15 protein-coding genes are annotated in these 19,109 nt (G+C 69.0%); 6 read left to right on the top strand and 9 right to left on the bottom strand.

What is annotated here, in order from left to right; all coding sequences use genetic code 11:
* The first annotated feature begins 208 nt into the window (after positions 1-208).
* The 3 genes from OPU66_RS11370 to OPU66_RS11360 all read left to right on the top strand — a co-directional run bounded on the left by OPU66_RS11370 (position 209) and on the right by OPU66_RS11360 (position 4,226).
* Positions 209-1,747: a PAS domain-containing sensor histidine kinase gene (locus OPU66_RS11370; RefSeq protein WP_498553765.1), complete on the top strand. Its 1,539-nt coding sequence runs from the start codon at positions 209-211 to the stop codon at positions 1,745-1,747.
* On the top strand, positions 1,747-2,358 hold the full coding sequence (locus OPU66_RS11365) for a response regulator transcription factor (protein WP_498553777.1): 612 nt from the start codon (positions 1,747-1,749) through the stop codon (positions 2,356-2,358). Before OPU66_RS11370 ends, OPU66_RS11365 begins: the two co-directional genes overlap by 1 nt.
* A gap of 155 nt (positions 2,359-2,513) precedes the next feature.
* Positions 2,514-4,226, top strand: a complete 1,713-nt coding sequence (locus OPU66_RS11360; protein ID WP_498553764.1) for a methyl-accepting chemotaxis protein — start codon at positions 2,514-2,516, stop codon at positions 4,224-4,226.
* A gap of 9 nt (positions 4,227-4,235) precedes the next feature.
* Here the strand turns inward: OPU66_RS11360 and OPU66_RS11355 are convergent, their stop codons facing one another.
* The 7 genes from OPU66_RS11355 to OPU66_RS11325 all read right to left on the bottom strand — a co-directional run bounded on the left by OPU66_RS11355 (position 4,236) and on the right by OPU66_RS11325 (position 11,727).
* Positions 4,236-5,318 carry a hypothetical protein gene (locus tag OPU66_RS11355; protein ID WP_498553763.1) on the bottom strand — a complete coding sequence of 361 codons (1,083 nt, stop codon included), beginning with the start codon at positions 5,316-5,318 and terminating at the stop codon, positions 4,236-4,238.
* 329 nt (positions 5,319-5,647) lie between these two features.
* Positions 5,648-6,691 (bottom strand): sigma-70 family RNA polymerase sigma factor, encoded by a 1,044-nt coding sequence (locus OPU66_RS11350; protein WP_498553762.1) that lies wholly within the window; start codon positions 6,689-6,691, stop codon positions 5,648-5,650.
* Between the two features lie 222 nt (positions 6,692-6,913).
* The gene (locus OPU66_RS11345) at positions 6,914-8,269 is read right to left on the bottom strand and encodes a protoglobin domain-containing protein (protein ID WP_498553761.1); all 1,356 of its coding nucleotides are present in this window, start codon (positions 8,267-8,269) and stop codon (positions 6,914-6,916) included.
* 135 nt (positions 8,270-8,404) lie between these two features.
* The gene (locus OPU66_RS11340) at positions 8,405-9,406 is read right to left on the bottom strand and encodes a peptidoglycan-binding protein (protein WP_498553760.1); all 1,002 of its coding nucleotides are present in this window, start codon (positions 9,404-9,406) and stop codon (positions 8,405-8,407) included.
* On the bottom strand, positions 9,403-9,846 hold the full coding sequence (locus OPU66_RS11335; RefSeq protein ID WP_498553759.1) for a hypothetical protein: 444 nt from the start codon (positions 9,844-9,846) through the stop codon (positions 9,403-9,405). The genes OPU66_RS11340 and OPU66_RS11335 overlap by 4 nt, the downstream gene beginning before the upstream one ends.
* Entirely contained in the window at positions 9,843-11,318 is a 1,476-nt protein-coding gene (gene fliI, locus OPU66_RS11330) for a flagellar protein export ATPase FliI (protein ID WP_498553758.1), read from the bottom strand. The genes OPU66_RS11335 and fliI overlap by 4 nt, the downstream gene beginning before the upstream one ends.
* 1 nt (position 11,319) lies before the next feature.
* Positions 11,320-11,727: a flagellar biosynthesis repressor FlbT gene (locus OPU66_RS11325; protein ID WP_498553757.1), complete on the bottom strand. Its 408-nt coding sequence runs from the start codon at positions 11,725-11,727 to the stop codon at positions 11,320-11,322.
* 246 nt (positions 11,728-11,973) lie between these two features.
* On the opposite strand from OPU66_RS11325, the gene OPU66_RS11320 reads away from it, so the two are divergent.
* Genes OPU66_RS11320 through OPU66_RS11310 form a run of 3 tightly spaced genes read left to right on the top strand, consistent with a single transcriptional unit; the run spans position 11,974 to position 16,350 of the window.
* Positions 11,974-13,275 carry a flagellar hook protein FlgE gene (locus OPU66_RS11320; protein ID WP_498553756.1) on the top strand — a complete coding sequence of 434 codons (1,302 nt, stop codon included), beginning with the start codon at positions 11,974-11,976 and terminating at the stop codon, positions 13,273-13,275.
* A 58-nt stretch (positions 13,276-13,333) separates the two neighbouring features.
* On the top strand, positions 13,334-15,430 hold the full coding sequence (locus OPU66_RS11315; protein WP_498553755.1) for a flagellar hook-associated protein FlgK: 2,097 nt from the start codon (positions 13,334-13,336) through the stop codon (positions 15,428-15,430).
* 11 nt (positions 15,431-15,441) lie between these two features.
* Positions 15,442-16,350, top strand: coding sequence for a flagellin family protein (locus OPU66_RS11310; RefSeq protein WP_498553754.1), 909 nt, complete (start codon positions 15,442-15,444; stop codon positions 16,348-16,350).
* A 155-nt stretch (positions 16,351-16,505) separates the two neighbouring features.
* Here OPU66_RS11310 and OPU66_RS11305 read toward each other — a convergent pair whose 3' ends face one another.
* Together OPU66_RS11305 and OPU66_RS11300 are read right to left on the bottom strand one after the other, a co-directional pair.
* Positions 16,506-17,708: a cyclic di-GMP phosphodiesterase gene (locus OPU66_RS11305; RefSeq protein ID WP_498553753.1), complete on the bottom strand. Its 1,203-nt coding sequence runs from the start codon at positions 17,706-17,708 to the stop codon at positions 16,506-16,508.
* 110 nt (positions 17,709-17,818) lie between these two features.
* On the bottom strand, positions 17,819-19,109 hold a 1,291-nt coding region (locus tag OPU66_RS11300; protein WP_498553752.1), incomplete at its 5' end, for a hypothetical protein.

Here is a 19,109-nt window from a genome sequence, read left to right as displayed (position 1 = left end):
CGCGCCACAAGGTGCGGTCCCGGCCCGGGCCGGCCTGCGCCAGCCCGCCATGCAACATTGTTATAGGCGAGCGCCCCTTTTCGTGTCACTTTAACCTATTAAAGGTCGGGAGACGCACGGCCATTGCCGCGACAGGCACGGAACCTGCCGCAGGATGGACAGTGCCACCGGGGCCGTCACGGCCTCGAGAGACGCAAGAGGGCGGTGAATGGCGGAGGCGAACGGCGCGGCCCAGGACGAGCGCCGGATCATCGAGGAAACGCTGGCCGAAGCCGTCGCGACCGCCGGCTTCGGCACCTTTGATCTCGACCTGCGCTCGGGCCAGATCCGCCTGTCTTCGGGCACCGAGGAAAGCCTTGGCTATACGGCCGGGTCGATCGGCGATCTGGGCATGTTCGTCCGGCTGATGCATCCCGAGGATCTGGGCCATGTCCGCCAGCTGGTGACGACCGCCGAGGCGGCACAGCTCGCCCGGATCGACATTGTCTACCGGCTGCGGATGCGCAGCGGCGAATACCGGATCATGCGCGGCGTCGCCCGCTGCCTTTACGGCGATGACAGCCGCATCGCGCGGCTGTTCGGCCGCAACACCGATCTGACCGGGCTGAGCCAGGGCCGCGTGGCCACCCGCCGGTCGCAGCTGCGCGCGCTGCTGAACGCCGTCCCCGACGCGATGCTGATCGTCGACAAATCGGGCACGATCGAAAGCTTCAATCGTTCGGCCGAACAGGCCTTTGGCTACAGCGCCGAACAGGCGATCGGCCAGAATCTGACCCTGCTCGCCCCGCGCGAGGTGCTGGGCGCGGACGAGCTTGCCTTTGGCCGCTTCGTCCGGTCGAGCGGCCGGGGGCAGCCGGCGCCGCCGCTGATCATGCGCGGCCGCCATGCCGATGGCCGCGAAATCCCGATCGAGGTCCGGGTCGAAACCGTCTCGGCCGGGGACGAGCCGCTTTATGCGGTGTCGATGCGCGACATCTCCGAACGGCTGGCGGCCGAGGAACGGCTGCGCACGCTCAATGACGAGCTTGCCCATGCGATGCGGGTGAACGCGATGGGCGAAATGGCCGCCGATATCGCGCATGAGCTGAACCAGCCGCTCGCCGCCCTGTCCAACTATCTGGAAGCCTCGCGGCTGCTGCTCGGCCGGGAAACGCTCACCGATGCCCGCCCGGTCGAGATGATCGAGGCGGCGGTCAAGCAGGCGATCCGCGCCGGCACGATCATCCGCCGCATCCGCAAGTTCGTGACGCGCGGCGAAGTCGATATCCGGATCGAACCGGTCGAAGAAACGGTGCGCGACGCGGTCAACCTCGTCTTTGTCGGGCGCGCGCAATATGATGTGCGGGTCAATCTGGCATTCGACCGGCAGGCGACGTTCATGATGGCCGACCGCGTGCAGGTGCAGCAGGTGATCGTCAACCTGATGCGCAACGCCATCGATGCCCTGCAGCAGGTCGGGCCGGACAATCGCAGCATCCTCGTCAAGGCGGGCAAGGTGGGCGACATGGTGGAAATCAGCGTGATCGACACCGGCCCGGGTATTTCCGAAGACGTGGTTGACCGGCTATACCAGCCATTCCGCTCCACAAAGGGGGGAGGCGGCATGGGGGTCGGGCTGACGATCAGTCGCAGGATCGTCGAGGCACATGGCGGGCGCATCTGGGCGGAAAACCGCGCAGAAGGCGGTGCCTGCTTCCGGTTCACCGTGCCGGCGCTCGAAGAACAAGACGGAGAATCCGACCCTTGATGCGTTCGATCTACATCATCGATGACGATGACGAACTCCGCATTTCGCTGCACCGGCTGCTCAGCCTGCGCTCGGATGTCGTGATCCGCAGCTTCGCCTCGGGCGACGCCTTTCTGGCGGGGGCCGAGGAACTGGATCCCGGCGTGCTGCTGCTCGACATGAACATGCCCGGATCCTCCGGGTTCGACGTGCTGCGCGCGATCCGCGACCATCAGCGCTTCCTGGCGATCATCCTGACCGGCCAGGGCAGCATCGAGGTCGCGACCAAATCGATGAAGGCGGGCGCGTTCGATTTCCTCGAAAAGCCATATAATTATCAGGCGCTGACCGAGGTGATGGAAGGCGCGTTCGAAAAGCTGGAGCAGGAAAGTGCCGCCGCCGCGCGGGTCGAACAGGCGCGCCAGCTGGTCGGCCAGCTGTCGGCACGCGAAACCGACGTGCTCAAGGGCCTGATCGAGGGCCATGCCAACAAGGTCATCGCCCATGACCTGCAGATCAGCCCGCGCACGGTGGAAATCTACCGCGCCAATCTGATGGCCAAGCTCAAGGTGCGCAGCCTGTCGGAAGCGCTCAAAATCGCCTTCGCCGCGGGGCTGTTCCCGCAGGACTGACGCGGCGGGAATCGATGCCGGCGGCACCGGGCGGGTGCCGGGCCATCCTATAATGGCGGAAGGTGCGTCCGGGCGACGGCGCGGCTTCCGCCATGCACGCGCAGCGGCGATGATGCCGTCGACCCGGCCGGATACGGAGCGGGATTGGCACGGCCATGCAGAAAATCGACCTCGAAACCATCCGGCTGATGGGGGTGAAGACGCTGGCAGGGCTGATCCTGCTGCTGGCGCTCGTCACCGCCGGGGCGGCCCTTGCGGTCGGCGGCAAATGGATCGCCGCGCTGATCGCGGTCGCGCTTGCCATCTATCCGGCAATGGCCGCGCAGGCCGCCCGCACCGACGACCAGACGCGCATCGCGCTCGGCCTGACCGCCCCGGTCTATCCGGCGCTGCTGCTCTACATCTTCGAAGGGGCGGCCTGGCAGACCGACATCCATATGCTGTTCTTCGCCGTGCTGGCGACGACCGCGATGCTGTGCGACTGGCGCACGATCATTGCCGCGACCCTGGTTGTCGCCGTCCATCACCTGATCCTCGGCATGGCGATGCCCGCCTGGGTGTTCCCCGGCGGCGGCGGGGTGATGCGGGTGCTGCTCCACGCCGTCATCCTGCTCGTCGAAACCGGATTTCTGGTGATGACGGCCGAACAGCTGACCCGGCTCGTCGCCCATGTCGGCGAGGAGAACGCCAAGCGCGCTGCCATCGAGCGCGAGGCGGCGGCGCAGCGCGAACAGGAAGCCGCGCATCAGGAAACCATCCTCGTGTCGCTGCAACAGGGGCTGGCGGCACTGCGCGAAGGCGATCTGACGGCGACGCTCGACCGCGATTTCCCCGGAGCCTATGCGCGCATCCGCACCGATTTCAACGGCGCGCTCGCCAGCCTTGAACAGCTGGTCGGCTCGCTCGCAGAGACGATCCGCGCGATCAGGCGCGAGGCCAATGACATCAGCCAGGCGTCGGAAAACCTTGCCCGGCGGACCGAGAGCAACGCCGCCAGCCTTGAGGAAACCGCCGCCGGCATCGCGCGGATGGACGACCGGCTGAAGGCGACCGCGGGGGCGGCCGAACGCACGGTCAAGCGCGCCGACCAGACGCTGGCGACGGTGGGCGACGGCCGCGCGGTCGCCGACGAGGCGGTGCAGGCGATGACCCGCGTCGCCGACAGCGCCAAGGGCATCGACAGCGTGATCGAGGGGCTGGACAAGATCGCCTTCCAGACCCGCGTTCTGGCGATGAACGCTGCGGTCGAGGCGGGCCGCGCCGGCGAGGCGGGGCGCGGCTTCGCCGTCGTCGCCGATCTCGTCTCCGCACTCGCGATGCGCGCCGAGGAAGAGGCCAAGCGCGCGCGCAACCAGCTGACCGTCACCCAGACCGACATCGGCACCGCTGTCGGCGCGGTCGAACGGGTGGACAATGCGCTGGCCAATATCTCGACCGACGTGACCGCCGTGTTCGGCCTGCTGAGCGAAATCGCGTCGGACAATCAGTCGCAGGCGTCGGCGATCACCGAAATCAACGCCGCGATCGGGGCGATGGATCAGGCGACGCAGCAAAATGCGGCGATGGTCGAGCAGACGTCTGCCGCGGCGCGCAACCTGACGTCGGAAATCGACTCGCTCGCCACCCAGGCCGCACGCTTCCGCACCCATGCGGCCGCCGGCCGCCCGGCTGCGGCCCGCCCCCAGCCCGCGGCACACCCCCAGCCCGAGAACGCGCCCGCGCGCGCGGCGCACCGCCCATCGCCAGCCGCGCCGCGCCCCGGCGATTTCACTGCCCCGATCAAACAATTGCCAAGCGACGCGGTTTCCGCACTGCGCCGCCCCGACAGCGGCAGCGCCGGATCCGGGGACGACTGGACGAGCTTCTGATCCCCCCAGTCAGGGAAAGACGACGGCCAGCACCGCCGCCAGCCGCGCCGGATCGGTGCCGTCGAGCGCAAGATCGAGCGGCGGATTGAGGCTGTGCCCACGCATCGCGCCGTTCAGATCATAGCTGGTCTGAAGCAGCCGATAGCCGTCATCCTCGCGCAGCACCGCCAGCCCTGCTCCGAACGGATAGGCATCGGGATCGACGACCAGCACCCCGTGCCCCGGCAGGCCGGCCCCCAGCGACGGACGACACGCCCTCAGCCCGAACGCGCGCGGCCCGGCATGGCGCGGGGCCTCCACCAGCGCGCCGGGCACCGCCACCGGATCGATCAGCCCGTCGGCGCGCGGCGCGCCGAACACCGGCAACAGGCGGATGGTGGCGAATGACGGCGGCGTCGGCGCAGGCGCGGCGATGGCGGGTCGGCCGGTCGGCGGCGTGGCCGCCGTCGCGGTGCGGGCGGTCACGGCACGCCCATTTCCGGCCGCATCCGGGCCGGGGACCGGCGCACCGCCCAGTTCGGCGACCAGCGCGGCGATGCGCGCACGCATCCGCGCAAGACGCGCCTCGGGATCGCCAAAACCGGCCAGCGCGGCATCGAGCGCACCCGATCGGTATTGGGCCTCGACCAGCGCACGCAACTCCCCCTCGTCGCGCACGGCCAGCAGCCGGCACAGCGCGCCGACGGTGGCGGCGTTCCAGCGGTCGAGCGTCTTGTGGGCGTTTTCGATCCGCGACAGGATCACCGGGGCGATGCCGTAATCGCGGTCGAGCGCGGCGACGGTCAGCGCCCGGTCGCCGGCCCGGCGCACGCGGACCGCCGCTGCGAGCTTGACCGCAAACCCCTCTTCGACGGCGTCGAACGCCCCGGCATCCTGAAACGGCTCCGCCCAGCGGGCAATGTCGAACTCCGGCGCATCGACGTCGATCAGCAGATCGGCCGCCTCCACCCCGATCGCGGCGGCAACGGCGCGCAGTTCGTCGGCGCGCGCCACCACCTCGCCGCGTTCGATCTTGGACAGGCGAATATAGGGGATGGCCGGCAGCCGCGCGGACAGGGCGAGCAGCTTCGACTGGCCATGGGCGCGCCGCAACTCTCGGATGCGATTGGGAAAAACGACCAGGCGGTGAGGATCGACCGATATCGCGCGAGGGCCCACCCCGCCCCCGGACGCCGTCTCGTCCCGCCGCATGCCCGCCAATCTCCCCCCTGATTGGCTTGCGAACCTATATTTATGACAGGCCGGCGTCTAGGATCGCGGCCGAGGATGTTGCGTCCGTTTTTGCAACACCGGCCGGGCTGATGGCGGGAGGGAGGAAACGCCGCGCCTGAAACGACAGGTCCCATCCCCGCGGGAGATGCGGGGATGGGTCCGGGATGGCCGGGCAGCTGGCCCGGCCGATCAGGGAAATGGGGTCGGGATCAGGCAGCGATACCGACCGAGGCGGGACCGACCGAGGGGGGGCCGGCGGGACGCGCCGGCAGGGCACCGCCCAGATCGCCGCTCCCCAGATTGGCACCCAGGTCGACGGCGCGGACGCGCAGCGCCAGATTGTGCGGCGCCTTGGGATCGGGCAGCAGCGGCTGAGCGACGGGGCGCGGCGCACGCTTGGCCGGCGCGCTCATCGCGCCATATTCGGCCATCAGGCGGAAACGCGGCTGCTGCGCGGCCAGTTCGGAAATGGTGCGGGTGGCGCGCTTGCTGATCTGGCGCACGCGCTCCTTGGTGATGCCGGCATCGACGTCCAGCTCGTCGCCGCCATCGCCGAACACGCGGCGCTCGAGGATCTCGCGGTCGCGGGCCAGCTTCTGGTCGAGCTTGGCGACTTCGGCCGGATCGATGCCCGCCAGCGCATTCTTGAAGCGCGGGCCTTCGCTGCGCGCCTTGGCAAGCGCGCGCTTGGGCTGCTGGCGGCGCAGCTGTTCGATGCCGGCGGCGCGGCCCGAACGGACGAACTCGTCGAGCAGGCTCGCCGTCGCGGCGCGGGCCAGATAGTCGGACGCGGCGGATTCGGTCAGCGCCAGCGCCTCTTCATCGACGATGATCGCTTCGAGCGTGGTTTCCTCGCCCTCGGCACCGGTCGCGGAAGCGTGGAGCGAAACGGTCGTCGCCTCGACCTTCTTGGCCGACGGGCGCTGATCGGTCATCAGGCGGAAGCGCAGGCTCTGCAGCTCGCCGCGGATCTGCCAGTTCACGAAGGTGGTGAACTGCGCCTTTTCCGGCTCATAGGCCTGGATGGCACGGTGCACGGCGATCGCGCAGCACTGCTCGGCATCGTCCCAATGCGCGGTCAGCCCATATTGGCGGATGAAATGCCGGATGCGCGGGGCGATCAGCTTCAGGATGCGCATGAACGCGCGGTCGACATTGGCGCGCTGGCGTGCGGTCTGGCGCTCCTCGCCTTTCGGCGTGTTTTCCAGAACGATGGCGACAGCTTCTTCAAGCGCGATGGTCGTCTTCGACATGAGATTTGGAACCCCCATTCCAATCCGCGCGGGCTGTCCCGGGCGGCGTGACGAGGGCATTGATCGCAGTTATCCTTTAACGACCTCCCAGAATATGGTTACGGAGAATTACCTATCCTATAACCATGTCGATCACTGGTTCCCGTCCGGCAGCGGCGGCCGCTGCCGGACGGGAAAAATTAGTCGCTGTTTATCAGTATGTTGCCGATTGAGGGCGCCGGTTCAGGCGGCGGCGCGAATATCGGCGACAAAGGCGCGGGCGGCGCTGGTTAACGCCTGCGCCTGATCGGACAGCTGGTCGGTCGCCACCCGCATCTGCTGGGCTGCAACACCCGTCTGTTCAACATTGTGGCTGACATTCACCAGATTGTCCGACACCTGCTGGGTCGCCTGCGCGGTCTGGCCGATGCTGCGGGTCATGTCCTCGGTCGCCGTGCGCTGCTCATCGACCGCCGCCCGGATGTTCTGGGATATGCCGGCGACCTGCTCGATCGTCTGGGATATGTTGCCGATTGCGGCGACCGCTTCGGCAACCGACGCCTGAATGCGCTTAATCTGCGCGCCGATCAGTTCGGTCTGGCTGGCGGTCTGCCCGGCCAGTTCCTTGACCTGGCTGGCCACGACTTCGAATGTCCGCCCGGCCTCGCCGGCGCGCGCCGCCTCCACCGCGGCATTGAGGGCCAGCATGTTGGTCTTGACCGCCAGCGCGCTGATCATGTCGGTCACGTTGCCGACCGTCTCGGTCGCTTCGGCCAGCTGGGCGACGATGCCGGCCGTCCGGCGGGCATCGCTGACGGCGCGGTCGGTGGCGGTGGCGGATTCGGCGACCCTGGCATTGATCGTGCGGATCGCGGCGGCCAGCTGCTCGCTGCCCGAGGCGACGGTGCTGATGCCCGCACTCGTCTGTTCGGCGGCGGCGGCGACCGTCATCATCCGCGTGTTGCTTTCCCCGCTGGCGGCGGACATCGACGATGCCGTCGCCTGCAACTCGGCAGCGGCTGAGGCGACCGACTCGGCAAGCCCGCCGATCCGCGCTTCGAAATCGGCCCCCATCTGCGCCAGCTTCCGGTCGAACCCGGCCTTGTTCTCGGACAGATACACCGACACGGCGAGTTCCATGTCCAGCAGGGCCGCCTGGGTGACGGCGGTCATCAGCGCCGCCAGCCTTTCGGTCCGCCGCCGCGCCAGCCAGCCCAGCGGGCCTTTCAGCGCGCGCCGGGCCAGCCCCGGCAGCAGCCGGCCGAGCAGATAGGAATAGCCGCCCAGATACCATCTCGGGTCAAGGCCGATGCGGCTGTGCACCCGTCCCACGCGGCGCACCGATTCCACATAATCGACGTCGAACCGGCCCGAGAACAGCCGCCGCCAGTGATCGCCCTGGGCCCGCCGGGCGCGGTCCATCGCCGGTTCGCTGTCGAACATGGCGGTCAGCTGCGACCAGCCGCGCATGTGGCGGTAAAAGGCCTCGAGCGCCTCGGGAAGCTCGGCTTCCAGATCCCGGCTGGCCTCGGCCAGCAAACGCTGCTTGTCGGCGTCGAGCGCGGCAAAACTCAGCCGGTCGCGATAGTCAGTGTCCATGGTCGTTACCCAATCGTCCCCGCAAGGGGTCTGTATGGGTTATAGGACGGGGAACCGGCCGGGCGGTCCTTTCCGGGGACAAATCAGTGATCTAGGCGATTACCCTGATTGATCCAGATTAGGCCGCGGCCCCGGTCAGCCGGCGAAGCGCGCCGGATCGACATGCCGGTCGACAAAGCCGAGCAGCCAGTCGCGATGCGCGGCCGTTGCATGGCCGGCCTCGGCGATGCGTGCCGCTGCAGCACTGCCGCCAATCTGGGCAATCAGCAGCTTTTCGGCCCGCGCCGCCGGCAGCCCCCCCATGCTCAGGAACTTGACCGCATCGCCCGCGCCCAGATGGTGGCCGAGATAGGCCGCGCGGGCGATTTCGGCCACCCCGTCGCCGATCCGCACTCCCGCCGCTTCCAGCCGGTCGATGTTGCGGCGGGCGTAATCGGCGGTCGCCTCGATGGCGGCGCGCGCATCGTAACGCAGGGCCAGCAGGTCCGAGCGCGCGGCAGCGGCAACGCGCCCGCCCTGGTCGAGCCAGCCGCGTTCATGCGCGGTGCGGTTGAGCCAGGTGCCGGTGCGTTCCGCCTCCCCCTCCCAGGTGCCGGCGAGAAACTGGCCCAGCCCGGCGGCGCTCGACCGGGGATTGCGGCTATGGGTGTTCCAGCTGCCGTCGCGCTTCTTCGCGGCCTCCGCATCGATGATCGCAGCCAGCGCGGGCGCGGGCAGGCCGGTGCGCGCGGCCGCGGAGTCGATGGCTGCACCATGGCGCGCATTGGGGCCAAGCCCGGTGGGTGCGGCGACGCGGCGGCGGCCATCGCCATCGGCGGCATCGGTGCGGTCGGGCACCGGCCCGGTGGCCGGCGGCGGCACTGGCGCGGCAAACGTCTCGGGCAGCAGCTGCTGGGGATCGCGCGGGCGGGCGGCGGCCTCGGGCAGGCCGGCCGACAGCGCGTCGATCAGCGAATCGAGATCGAACGCCCCGGCCCCGGCCAGCGCGCCCGCGCCGGCAGCGCCCTCGCCGTCCCGGTCGCCGCTGCCGAGCGCGGCCCGCCACAGCCGGCTGGTCATCTCGCTCTTGGCGCTTGCATAGATGAACGCCGCCCGCTCGGCCGGGGCGAGCGTCTTCAGATCGGGGCGGACGATCATGACCGGCGCTGCCGGGCAACACGCCGCGCACGGGCGATCCGCAACAGCCCGGCGGCGGCGCGGTCATCATCCTCGGCCTGTTCGGCGGCGGCGGCGGCCATGCGCACATTGGCTGCAAACTGGTCGGCCGCGCTTTCGACCGCCTTCAGCGAGCCATAGGCCTCGCGCGCGCGGGCACGCAGCTGATCGAGCTGCCGGTCGGCGGCGGCGCGATCGGCGGCCAGCCGCGCGCGTTCGTCGCGCATCCGCAGGAAATACCGGTTTTCGGGCAGCCGCCAATCGGCCGCCGCCACCCGGTGCTCGGCATGGATCGCCGCCTGCACCTCGGTGGCGCGGCGGTGCAACCGGTCGGCGGTGTCGATGGCGACGCTGATCTCGACCTTGATCTGGTCGACGGTGCGCTGCTGGATCGTCAGCGCCGCGTGATAGGGCGTCTTCATGCCGCCTCGCGCATCAGGTCATCGGGCTGGCCGGTCACATAATGCGCAGCCTCCTCCCCAGCTCCGCCATGGCCGGGACCATCATGCTCCGCGCCTTCAAACACGGCCCCGTCATAGGCGCTCTCTTCGGGCATTGCCTCGTCAGCGTCCGGCGCGCCGATGATCTCGCCCAGCGCGGCAAAGGTCGCGCCGGCGCGGCCGCGGTCATCCTTGCCCTGGTTGATCAGCGCCTCGATCGCGGGCGCCAGCTCGATCGCCTGGTCGACCTCGGGGCTGGCCCCGGCCTTGTAGGCACCGAGCCGGACCATGTCCTCCATGTCCTGATACAGCGACATCAGCCGCCGCGCCTCGATGCGCGCGGTGTTTTCGGCCGGGCTGTGGGCATGGGGCAAGGTGCGGCTGACCGATTTCAGCACGTCGATGGCCGGATAGCGGCCGCGTTCGGCGATCCGGCGGCTCATCACGACATGGCCGTCCAGAATGCCGCGCACCGCATCGGCGACCGGTTCGTTATGATCGTCGCCATCGACGAGCACGGTGAACAGGCCGGTGATCGCGCCCTGCCCCGGCCGCCCCGGCCCCGCGCGTTCGAGCAGGCGCGGCAGCTCTGCAAACACGGTCGGCGTATAGCCCTTGGTCGCCGGCGGCTCGCCGCTCGCCAGCCCGATTTCGCGCTGCGCCATCGCAAAGCGGGTGACAGAGTCCATCAGGCACAGCACATGCAAGCCCTGATCGCGGAAATATTCGGCGATGGCGAGCGTCGTCCACGCCGCCTGCCGCCGCATCAGCGCCGGTTCGTCGGAGGTGGCGACGACGACGACGCTGCGCGCCAGCCCGTCCGGTCCCAGATCGTCCTCGACGAATTCCTGCACCTCGCGGCCGCGTTCGCCGATCAGGCCGATCACCGCGACATCGCACGCCGTCCAGCGCGCGAGCATCGACAGCAGCACCGATTTGCCGACGCCCGAGCCGGCGAACAGCCCCAGCCGCTGGCCCGCGCACAGGGGCGCGAACACGTCAAGCGCGCGCACCCCGGTTTCGATCTTCGCGCCGACCCGGGCACGCTCGGCGGCGGCCGGCGGCATCGCCTTGATCGGCCGCGCCTCCGCCCCGGCAATCGGTGCCGGGCGACCGTCAATCGGCCGCCCCAGCCCGTCGACCATACGGCCCAGCCATGCGGTCGACGGGCGCAGCACGAACTGGCCGGCGACCAGATCGGCGCGCGCGCCCGACGCAATGCCCTGCGGATCGCGGAACGACAGGCAATGGGCGATGTCATGATCGAGGCCGGTTACCTCAGCCTCGACCAGCCCGTCGGCCCCGGCGATCGACAGCCGCGATCCGATGCGCGCGGCCCCGGCCAGCCCCGCCACCTCGATCAGCGCACCGCGCACGCCGACGACCTTGCCGAAGCGCAGATCGGGATCGAGTGCGGCAACCGACTGGGCGAGCGCGGACAGGTCGCGCAGCATGTCAGGCCGCCTGTTCCGGCTGAGCGTCGGCCAGCATATCATCCTCCAGCCGCATCAGCTGGCGGCAGTCGCCGAGCGCGCGATAATATTGCATGGCCGCGACGTTGCGCGCGAAGCTCATCGTCGCCACGCTGGCCTCGGGCGTCCTGAGCAGCGCCGACACGTTGCGCAGCGCCTCGATGATCCGGTCCTGATGGGCCTCGCTGCTTTCGGCATCGATATAGGCCATCATCGTGTGGAAATAGAGCAGGCGGGCCGGGGTATCGGCCTCGGCCGGGCTCATGATCTCGCGCCCGCGCAGGATCGCCGCCTTGGATTCGACGCACAGCTCGGTGCGGCCGACCGCGCTCAGCACCGCGCCGTTCACGATCACCTTTTCGCCGGGCCGGAGTGAAATGCGGAGGGTCATGCTGCAATCCTTCAGTCTGGTCCTTCTCCTATAGGATGCGCAGGGCCGGGGGCGGCGGCAGGTGCGGCAAATTTTGCCTAGGGGCGGCCGGATTTGCCGCCCGGCGCACATGCCGGGTGAGGCGCAGCCGCGCGACGGCTTCGAAAAAAAAGCCGTGGCAGCTGCGTTTTGGTCGCCCCCGACCCCCTCCTATAATGGTGAATGCAGGCGGGCGACGAGCGCCCGACATGTCCCAGGAGACCTCTTTTGAGCCTCTTTTCCGCTCTTTATGCCGGCGTGTCCGGCCTCGGCGCCAAATCGAGCGCGATGGCAACCGTCGCCGACAACATCACCAACATCAACACCGTCGGCTATAAAGGCGTGACGACCGAGTTCCGCACGCTGGTGACGGACGGGCGTCTGCGCTCCAGCTATTCGGCGGGCGGCGTCGCTGCGGCACCGCAGGCGCTGATCTCCAAACAGGGTCTGTTGCAGGCCTCGGCCAGCGAAACCGATCTCGGCATCGAGGGGGCCGGCTTCTTCGTGGTGCGCACCGGGTCGGGTCAGGACAATGAGATCGCCTTCACCCGCGCCGGCTCGTTCAAGCCCGATCTTGACGGCTTCATGCGCAACACCAGCGGCTTCTACCTGCAGGGCTGGCGGCTCGACGCGCAGGGCCAGTTCGTCAACACCGGCAACACCAACGCGCTTGAAACGGTGCGGCTGAGCGAGCTGACCGGGTCGGCGGCCCCGACCACGCGGATCCAGCTCCGCGCCAATCTCCAGTCGGATCAGGTGCCGTTCGCCGGGGCCTATACGGCGGGCGACATGGCGGCCGGCACGGTCACGCCGCAGTTCCAGCGCGCGTTCGACGTGTTCGATTCGCAGGGCAGCGCCCACCGCATCAACTTCGCCTATCTGAAGACCGGGCCGAACACCTGGCGCAGCGAAATCTATGCCGTCCCGGCCAGCGATGTGACGGCGGCGGGCGGCCTGCTCGCCAGCGGCACCGTCGCGTTCAATCCGGACGGCAGCCTTAACCTCGCCGGCTCGACGCCTGCGCTGTTCGCGCCGCTGTCGGTCAGCTGGACCAACGGTGCAGGGTCGCAGCCGATCAACCTGGCGCTGGGCAGCAATGGCGGGCTGGACGGCCTGACCCAGTTCGGGGCGACGTCGTCGCTCATCTCCTCGTCGGTCGATGGCGGCCTGCTCGGCAACATCGCCTCGGTCGAAATCTCGAAGGAAGGCGTGGTCAGCGCGATCTTCGAAGACGGCACCGCGCGGCGCGTGTTCCAGCTGCCGATCGCCACCTTCCAGAATCCCGACGGGCTGACCCGCCTGTCCGGCAACGCCTTTGCCGTGTCGGGCGCTTCCGGCTCGGCGGCGATCAACACGCCGGGTGCGCTCGGCGCGGGGACGATCGCGGCGAACACGCTCGAAGCGTCGAACGTCGACCTGGCGCAGGAGTTCACTAACATGATCCGCTTCCAGCGCGCCTACAGCGCATCGTCCAGGATCATCACGACCGTGGACGACATGCTGCAGGAACTCAGCAACCTGAAGCGCTGATCTGACCCCCGATCCGCGCGCACGTCCCCCTGCCCGATAGCCAGAGGCCTGAAACACCGTGTCCCTGAACGATATTCTCGGCTCCGCTCTTTCCGGCCTCGGCGCGGCACAGGCGGGCTTGCGCGCGACATCGAACAACATCGCCAATGTTGGCACCCCGGGCTATGCCCGCGAGCGGGTGAACCTGTCGACCGGCGTCACCTCCGGTCGCATCACCGGCGTGCGCGTCAGCGAGCCGGAACGCGTCGCCGACCGCTTTCTCGAGGCCAATGTCTATCGCCGGCAGGGCGATTTCGGCCGCTCCGAGGTGGTGGCGAACTATCTCGACCGGCTCCAGTCGCTGCTCGGCGCGCCCGGCGATGAATCGGGCCTGCCCGCCCGGCTCGACGCCATCGGCGCGGCGGCAGTGGCGATGACCGGATCGGCCTCGACCGAGCAGACGGTGCGCAAGTTCACCGCCAATGTGCAGGACGCGTTGGTGTCGATGCAGCAGGTGTCGCGCGACGTGTCGGTGCTCAAGACCGATGTCGAATCCGAAGTCGGCTACACGATCGACACGATCAACAATCTGCTGCGGCGCATCGCCGATCTGAACGACACCGTATCGCGTGCCGCCTCGCAGGGCCGCGCGACCGGCGGTGCCACCGATCTGCGGATGACCGCGGTCGAGGAACTGGCCAGCCTGATCAAGGTCACAGTGCGCGAAATGCCCGACGGGCGGCTCAACATCGAAACCGCAGGCGGCGTCGCGCTGGTCGACAAGCGGCTGCGCCAGCTGTCCTATCCGGTCGGCGACGGCGTCGATCAGCCGGTCTATCCGCCGATCGACGTCCGCTTTGTCGAAGCCGATGGCAGCATGGGTCCGCTCACCGGCGAGCGGCTCGACGGTCCCTCGATCGGCGGCAAGCTGGGCGGGCTGATCGACCTGCGCGACCGGGCATTGCCGGCCTTTGCCGAGGAAGTCGGCACGCTGTTCGGCGGCCTTGCGGAAACGCTCAATGCCGTCGCCAATGCGAGCACGACGGTGCCCGCGCCCAACCGGCTGGAAGGGCGGCAGAGCGGGATGGCGCTGACCGACCGGCTGGGCTTTACCGGCCAGGCGGTGTTCGCCGTCACCCAGGCCAATGGCAATCTGGTCGCGCGCACCACCGTCGATTTCGGCGCGCTGGGGGCCGGGGCGACCATCGGCGACGCCATCGCCGCGATCAATGCCGGGCTTGGCGGGGCTGCCACCGCGACGTGGAACAACGGCCAGCTGAGCATCACCGCCGCCGCCCCCGGCAATGGCGTGATCGTGGCGCAGGATCCCGCCCAGCCCAGCAACCGGGCCGGGGTCGGTTTTTCGCAGTTTTTCGGGCTGAACGACATCATCACCAGCCCGCGCGGCACATTGGTGCCGCCCGGCTTTGTCGGCAGCGACGCGCATGGCTTCACGACCGGCGAGACCGTCGAGCTGCTGGTGCGCGATCCCAATGGCCGGGTGGTGGCGCGCCAGACGCTGTCGCCCGCGACCGGCGGCACGTTCAACGATCTGATCGGCGCGCTCAACGGCGGTCCGCTCAGCGCCTTTGGCAGCTTCGCGCTCGACGCGCGCGGGCGGATGCAGTTCACGCCCAACGCGGCGATCCCGACCGCATCGGTCAGCATCCCGTCGGATTCGACCAGCCGCTTCGGCACCGGGCGGTCCTTTGCCTCGCTGATGGGGCTGTCGGGCGAGAATAGCGGGCTGGATTTTGCCGAAGTGAAGCCGGATGTGCTGGCGACCGCGCAGCGGCTGCCGCTCGCCCGGTTCAATCTGGCGGCAACCGTCGGCCAGCCGGCAATCGGTGCCGGCGACAATCGCGGCGCGACCGCCTTTGTCGACCAGCTTGCCCGGCCGGTCGATCTGGGCCGCAACCGCGTCGTCGCGATGGAACGCTATGCCAGCCTGGTGCTCGGCCGCGCCGGCATGGACGCCGCCCAGGCCAAGGACCAGCTGGTCGACGCCACCGCCCGCCGCGAGGACGCGGTCAACCGGCGCGACAATTTCTCCGGCGTCAACATCGACGAAGAGCTGTCGCAGCTCGTCGTCCTGCAAAACAGCTATTCGGCCGCCGCGCGCGTGATGAGCACGGCCACCGAAATGTACGACACGCTGATCGCCATGGTCGGCTGAAAGGAAAACCGATGATCCGCGTCGCCACCATTCCCAACCAGCGCGTCCTGTTCGGCGCGATCGGCAAGTCGCAGCAGAAGCTGGCCGAAACCCAGATCCAGATGGCCACCGGCAAGAAAGCCCAGGATTTCGCGTCGCTGGGCGTCGAAGCTGTCCGCAACCTGTCGGCCCGCACGCTCGTCGCGCGGCAGGAAGCGCACAGCGCGGTCGCCAAGCGGCTGAACACGACGCTGTCGATCGTCGACGCCAATCTGAGCGGCGCCGAGGAATCGCTGACCAGGATCCGCAACGACATCGTGAAGGCGGTCGGGACCGGACAGTCCACCGGGCTGCAGGAAGCCATTGAAGAGGCGTTCCAGCGCTTCCGTTATGCGATGAACGCCGACGAAGGCGGGTTGCCGCTGTTCGCCGGCACCCAGACCGACCGTCCGCCCTTCCAGCCCACCTCGCTTGCCGACACCATCGGCCTGTCGACCGACGATGCGTTCACCAACGACAATGTGAAGGCCTCGGCACGGGTCGCGGACGGGCTGAACGTCGAATATGGGATTGTCGCCGACGAGATCGGCGCGCGCTTCTTCGAGGCGTTCCGCACGATTGCCGAGGCCGGCACGATCGACAACCAGCCGACCGCCGCGCAGATGGATGCGCTCAACGAAGCCGTCGGCCTGCTCAACGAAGGGCTGAAGACGCTGCGCACCGCCAATGGCGAAAATGGCCGGCGCCAGGCGCAGATCGAGACGCTTGAAACCCGCGCCGAGGAGCGCGCCCTGCTGCTGCGCGAGCTGATCTCCGAGAATGAAGACGCCGATCTCGCTCAGGTCGCCTCCGAACTGGTGCAGCGGCGCACGACGCTCGAGGCGAGCTACCAGACCTTTGCCCGGCTGTCGGGGCTGAGCCTGGTGAACTTCCTGCGCTGAGTGCGGGCGCGGCCTTCGGGCCGCGTCGGAAGGAAAGAAAAGGCGTCGCGGCACATGGCTGCGGCGCCTTTTCCTTGTGCCGACACCGGTCGGCCAAGATCGATGACGCTGACAGAAAACGGCAAACGAGCCGGCCCGCGCCCGGCCGGCGGGGATCAGCCGATGGCGGCGATCCGCAGCGCCACGGCGCGCAGCGCCTCGAAGTTGGTGACCTTCACTTCTTCGGGATGCTCGATGCCCAGAATATCCTCGTCGCACGGCTGGGAATGGTCGGCAGCCGCCCAGCGGCCCGCGCCGAGCGACCGGAGCGGCAGGATTGGCGGCCGGGTCGGGTCTTCGGGGTTGATCGACGTGACGACCGCCAGCCCGCCCGATTGCAGCCGCACCAGCGCGCCGACCGGATAGATGCCGATGCTGCCGACAAAGGCCTCGAGCAGCCCGGCATCGAAATGGCCGTGCCAGCTGCGCATCCGCTGGATCGCCTCGCCCGGATTCCAGGCGCGCTTATAGGCGCGGTCGGAGGTGATCGCGTCATAGACGTCGCAGATCGCCCCCATGCGCGCGAACTGGCTCAGCCGCCGGCCTTCAAGGCCATAGGGATAGCCGGTGCCGTCGACGCGTTCGTGATGGTGCAGGCAGACGTCGCGCGCAGCCTCGGGCACGTCGCTGCTTTCCGACAGCAGCACAAAGCCGCGTTCCGGATGCGTCTTCATCGTCTGGAACTCGGCCGGATCGAGCGGCCCCGGCTTGTCGAGGATCGCGCGCGGCATCGCCGCCTTGCCGATATCGTGCAGCAGCCCGGCAAAACCGGCCTCGCGCACCTCGCTGTCGCTCAGCCCGAGATGGCGGGCAAAGTTGATCATCAACCCGCACACCGCGACCGAATGCATATAGGTATATTCATGCTTGGTCTTGAGCCGCGCGATGCTGACAAAGGCATCGGGGCGGCGCGCGACCGAGGCCGCCAGCTCGTCGACCAGCGCGAACACTTCCTGGCTGTTGACGGCCTTGCCCAGCCGCGCCTCGCCGAACATGTTGGCGACCAGCCGCTTGGATTTGTTCACCAGCCGCGCGGCGCGTTCATATTCGCGCACCAGCGACGTCCGCTCCCCCCCGCCGGTGCCAGAGCGGGATGTGACGCGGACCGCCGGGCGCGGCGCGGCGGCCGGCTTGCGCCGCCCGGGCGGACGCTTGCTGCGGCTTTCGTCGATCACCACCGCCTGCACGGGGCTGCGGCGCAGCAGATCGAGCGTGTCGGGCGACGAGATCAGGAAGCGCGAGCGCCAGAACGGATGGTCCAGCCAAGACCCTTCCAGGCGATGCACATACATGCCCAGTTCGAGATCTTTGGGGGACACGCGGCGCAGCAAGATGATTCTTCCTTCCTGTTATGGGATAAGGCGTAGGGGCTTAACGACTCCTTGAAAAACGTCCGTCAGGCCGCCACCTTTCGTCCCGCGCGCCATATCTATCCGCTGGCCTTGGACGCGGCCTTGTCCCCGCGTCCCGCGGCCGGTGCCGCATCGAGCAGATCGGCAAACGACCCGCCCGGGCTGGCCGCCGGCATTGCCGCCATCGCCTCGGCAAAGCCATCGGCGTCCAGCTCGTTGACCCCGCGGGTCAGCAGGTCGAAGGCGCGCGCGGTCGGCAGGGTCGCAAAGGCCGGCTGATAGCGGGCGCGCAGCGCCTCCAGCTCCGCCTCGCGGCCCAGCATGCCGAGCGCGATCGCCCGCCGCAGCAGCATCGCCTGCCGCACCTCGCTCAGCCCGCCGCGCGCGGCGGGTGCCTCACGCCCGGCGGCATCCAGAAAGCCCTGCCAGTTGCGCTGCTTCCACAGCAGCTCGGCACGCAGCCCGGTGGCATCGGGCACTTCCTGCAGCACTGCGAGCGCTTCCTGCCCGCGCCCGAGCAGCTGGAGCGCGACCGCCTCCATCCGCTGCCGGTCCCACAGCATCTGCGCGGGATAGACGGTCTTGGCGGTCGCGCTCATCACCTCGAGCGCGCGGTCGGGATGGCCGGACAGGATGTGCAGCTTGGCGACGCGCACCGACAGCGGCCCCTGGGCAATGTCCTGCGCGCGCTCGAACAGCTGATGCTCGAGCAGTTCGGCGGCGCGTTCATACAGCCCAACCGACTGGAGCCGTTCGGACAGCCGCGCGACCATCAGGTCGCCCTCCGCACCGCCGGGGCCGAGATCGCGATAGTCCCAATACAGCCCGGCCGCCTGATCGAGCGGCACCCGCGTGCCCGGTTCGAGCAGGCCGGTCAGGATCGTCTGCGCCTCGCGCATCAGCGGCGGCAGATCGGGACCGAGATCGTGATAGCGGACGAGCGTGCCCGCCGCCGCCAGCGCGGCGCGATCATCCTTTGCCTGCCGCGCCAGCCGCCAGCGCAGCTGCAGCGCATGTTTTTCCGCCTCCCCGCCACGCCAGGCAAAGCGCATCGCGTCGAGCCGTTTCAGCGCCTCGGCCGGCGGCAGGGTGCGGCGCATCACGCCCACCTCGACCTCGCCGACGCGTGCCTCATATTGCTCGGCCGGATTGCCCTTTTGCGCGACGCGGCCGAACAGCAGCGCCGCTTCGGCCAGCTGCCCCAGCGCCTGATGCGCCTTGGCGCGGATCAGGTTCGACGCCGGATCGGCCTCGGGCGTGTATTTGAGAATGCGCAGCGCCGCCGCCGGATCGCCAAGCGCGAGCGCCGCGTCCGCCGCCGGTGCGAGGAACGCAATGCGTTCCGCCGGGCGGCGCGCGGCGAGCGCC

It is taken from the genome of Sphingomonas sp. URJC2 (genome assembly GCF_059803575.1).
The sequence above is the reverse complement of the archived record's forward strand: the minus strand, read 5'-3'. Positions and strand labels throughout refer to the sequence as shown.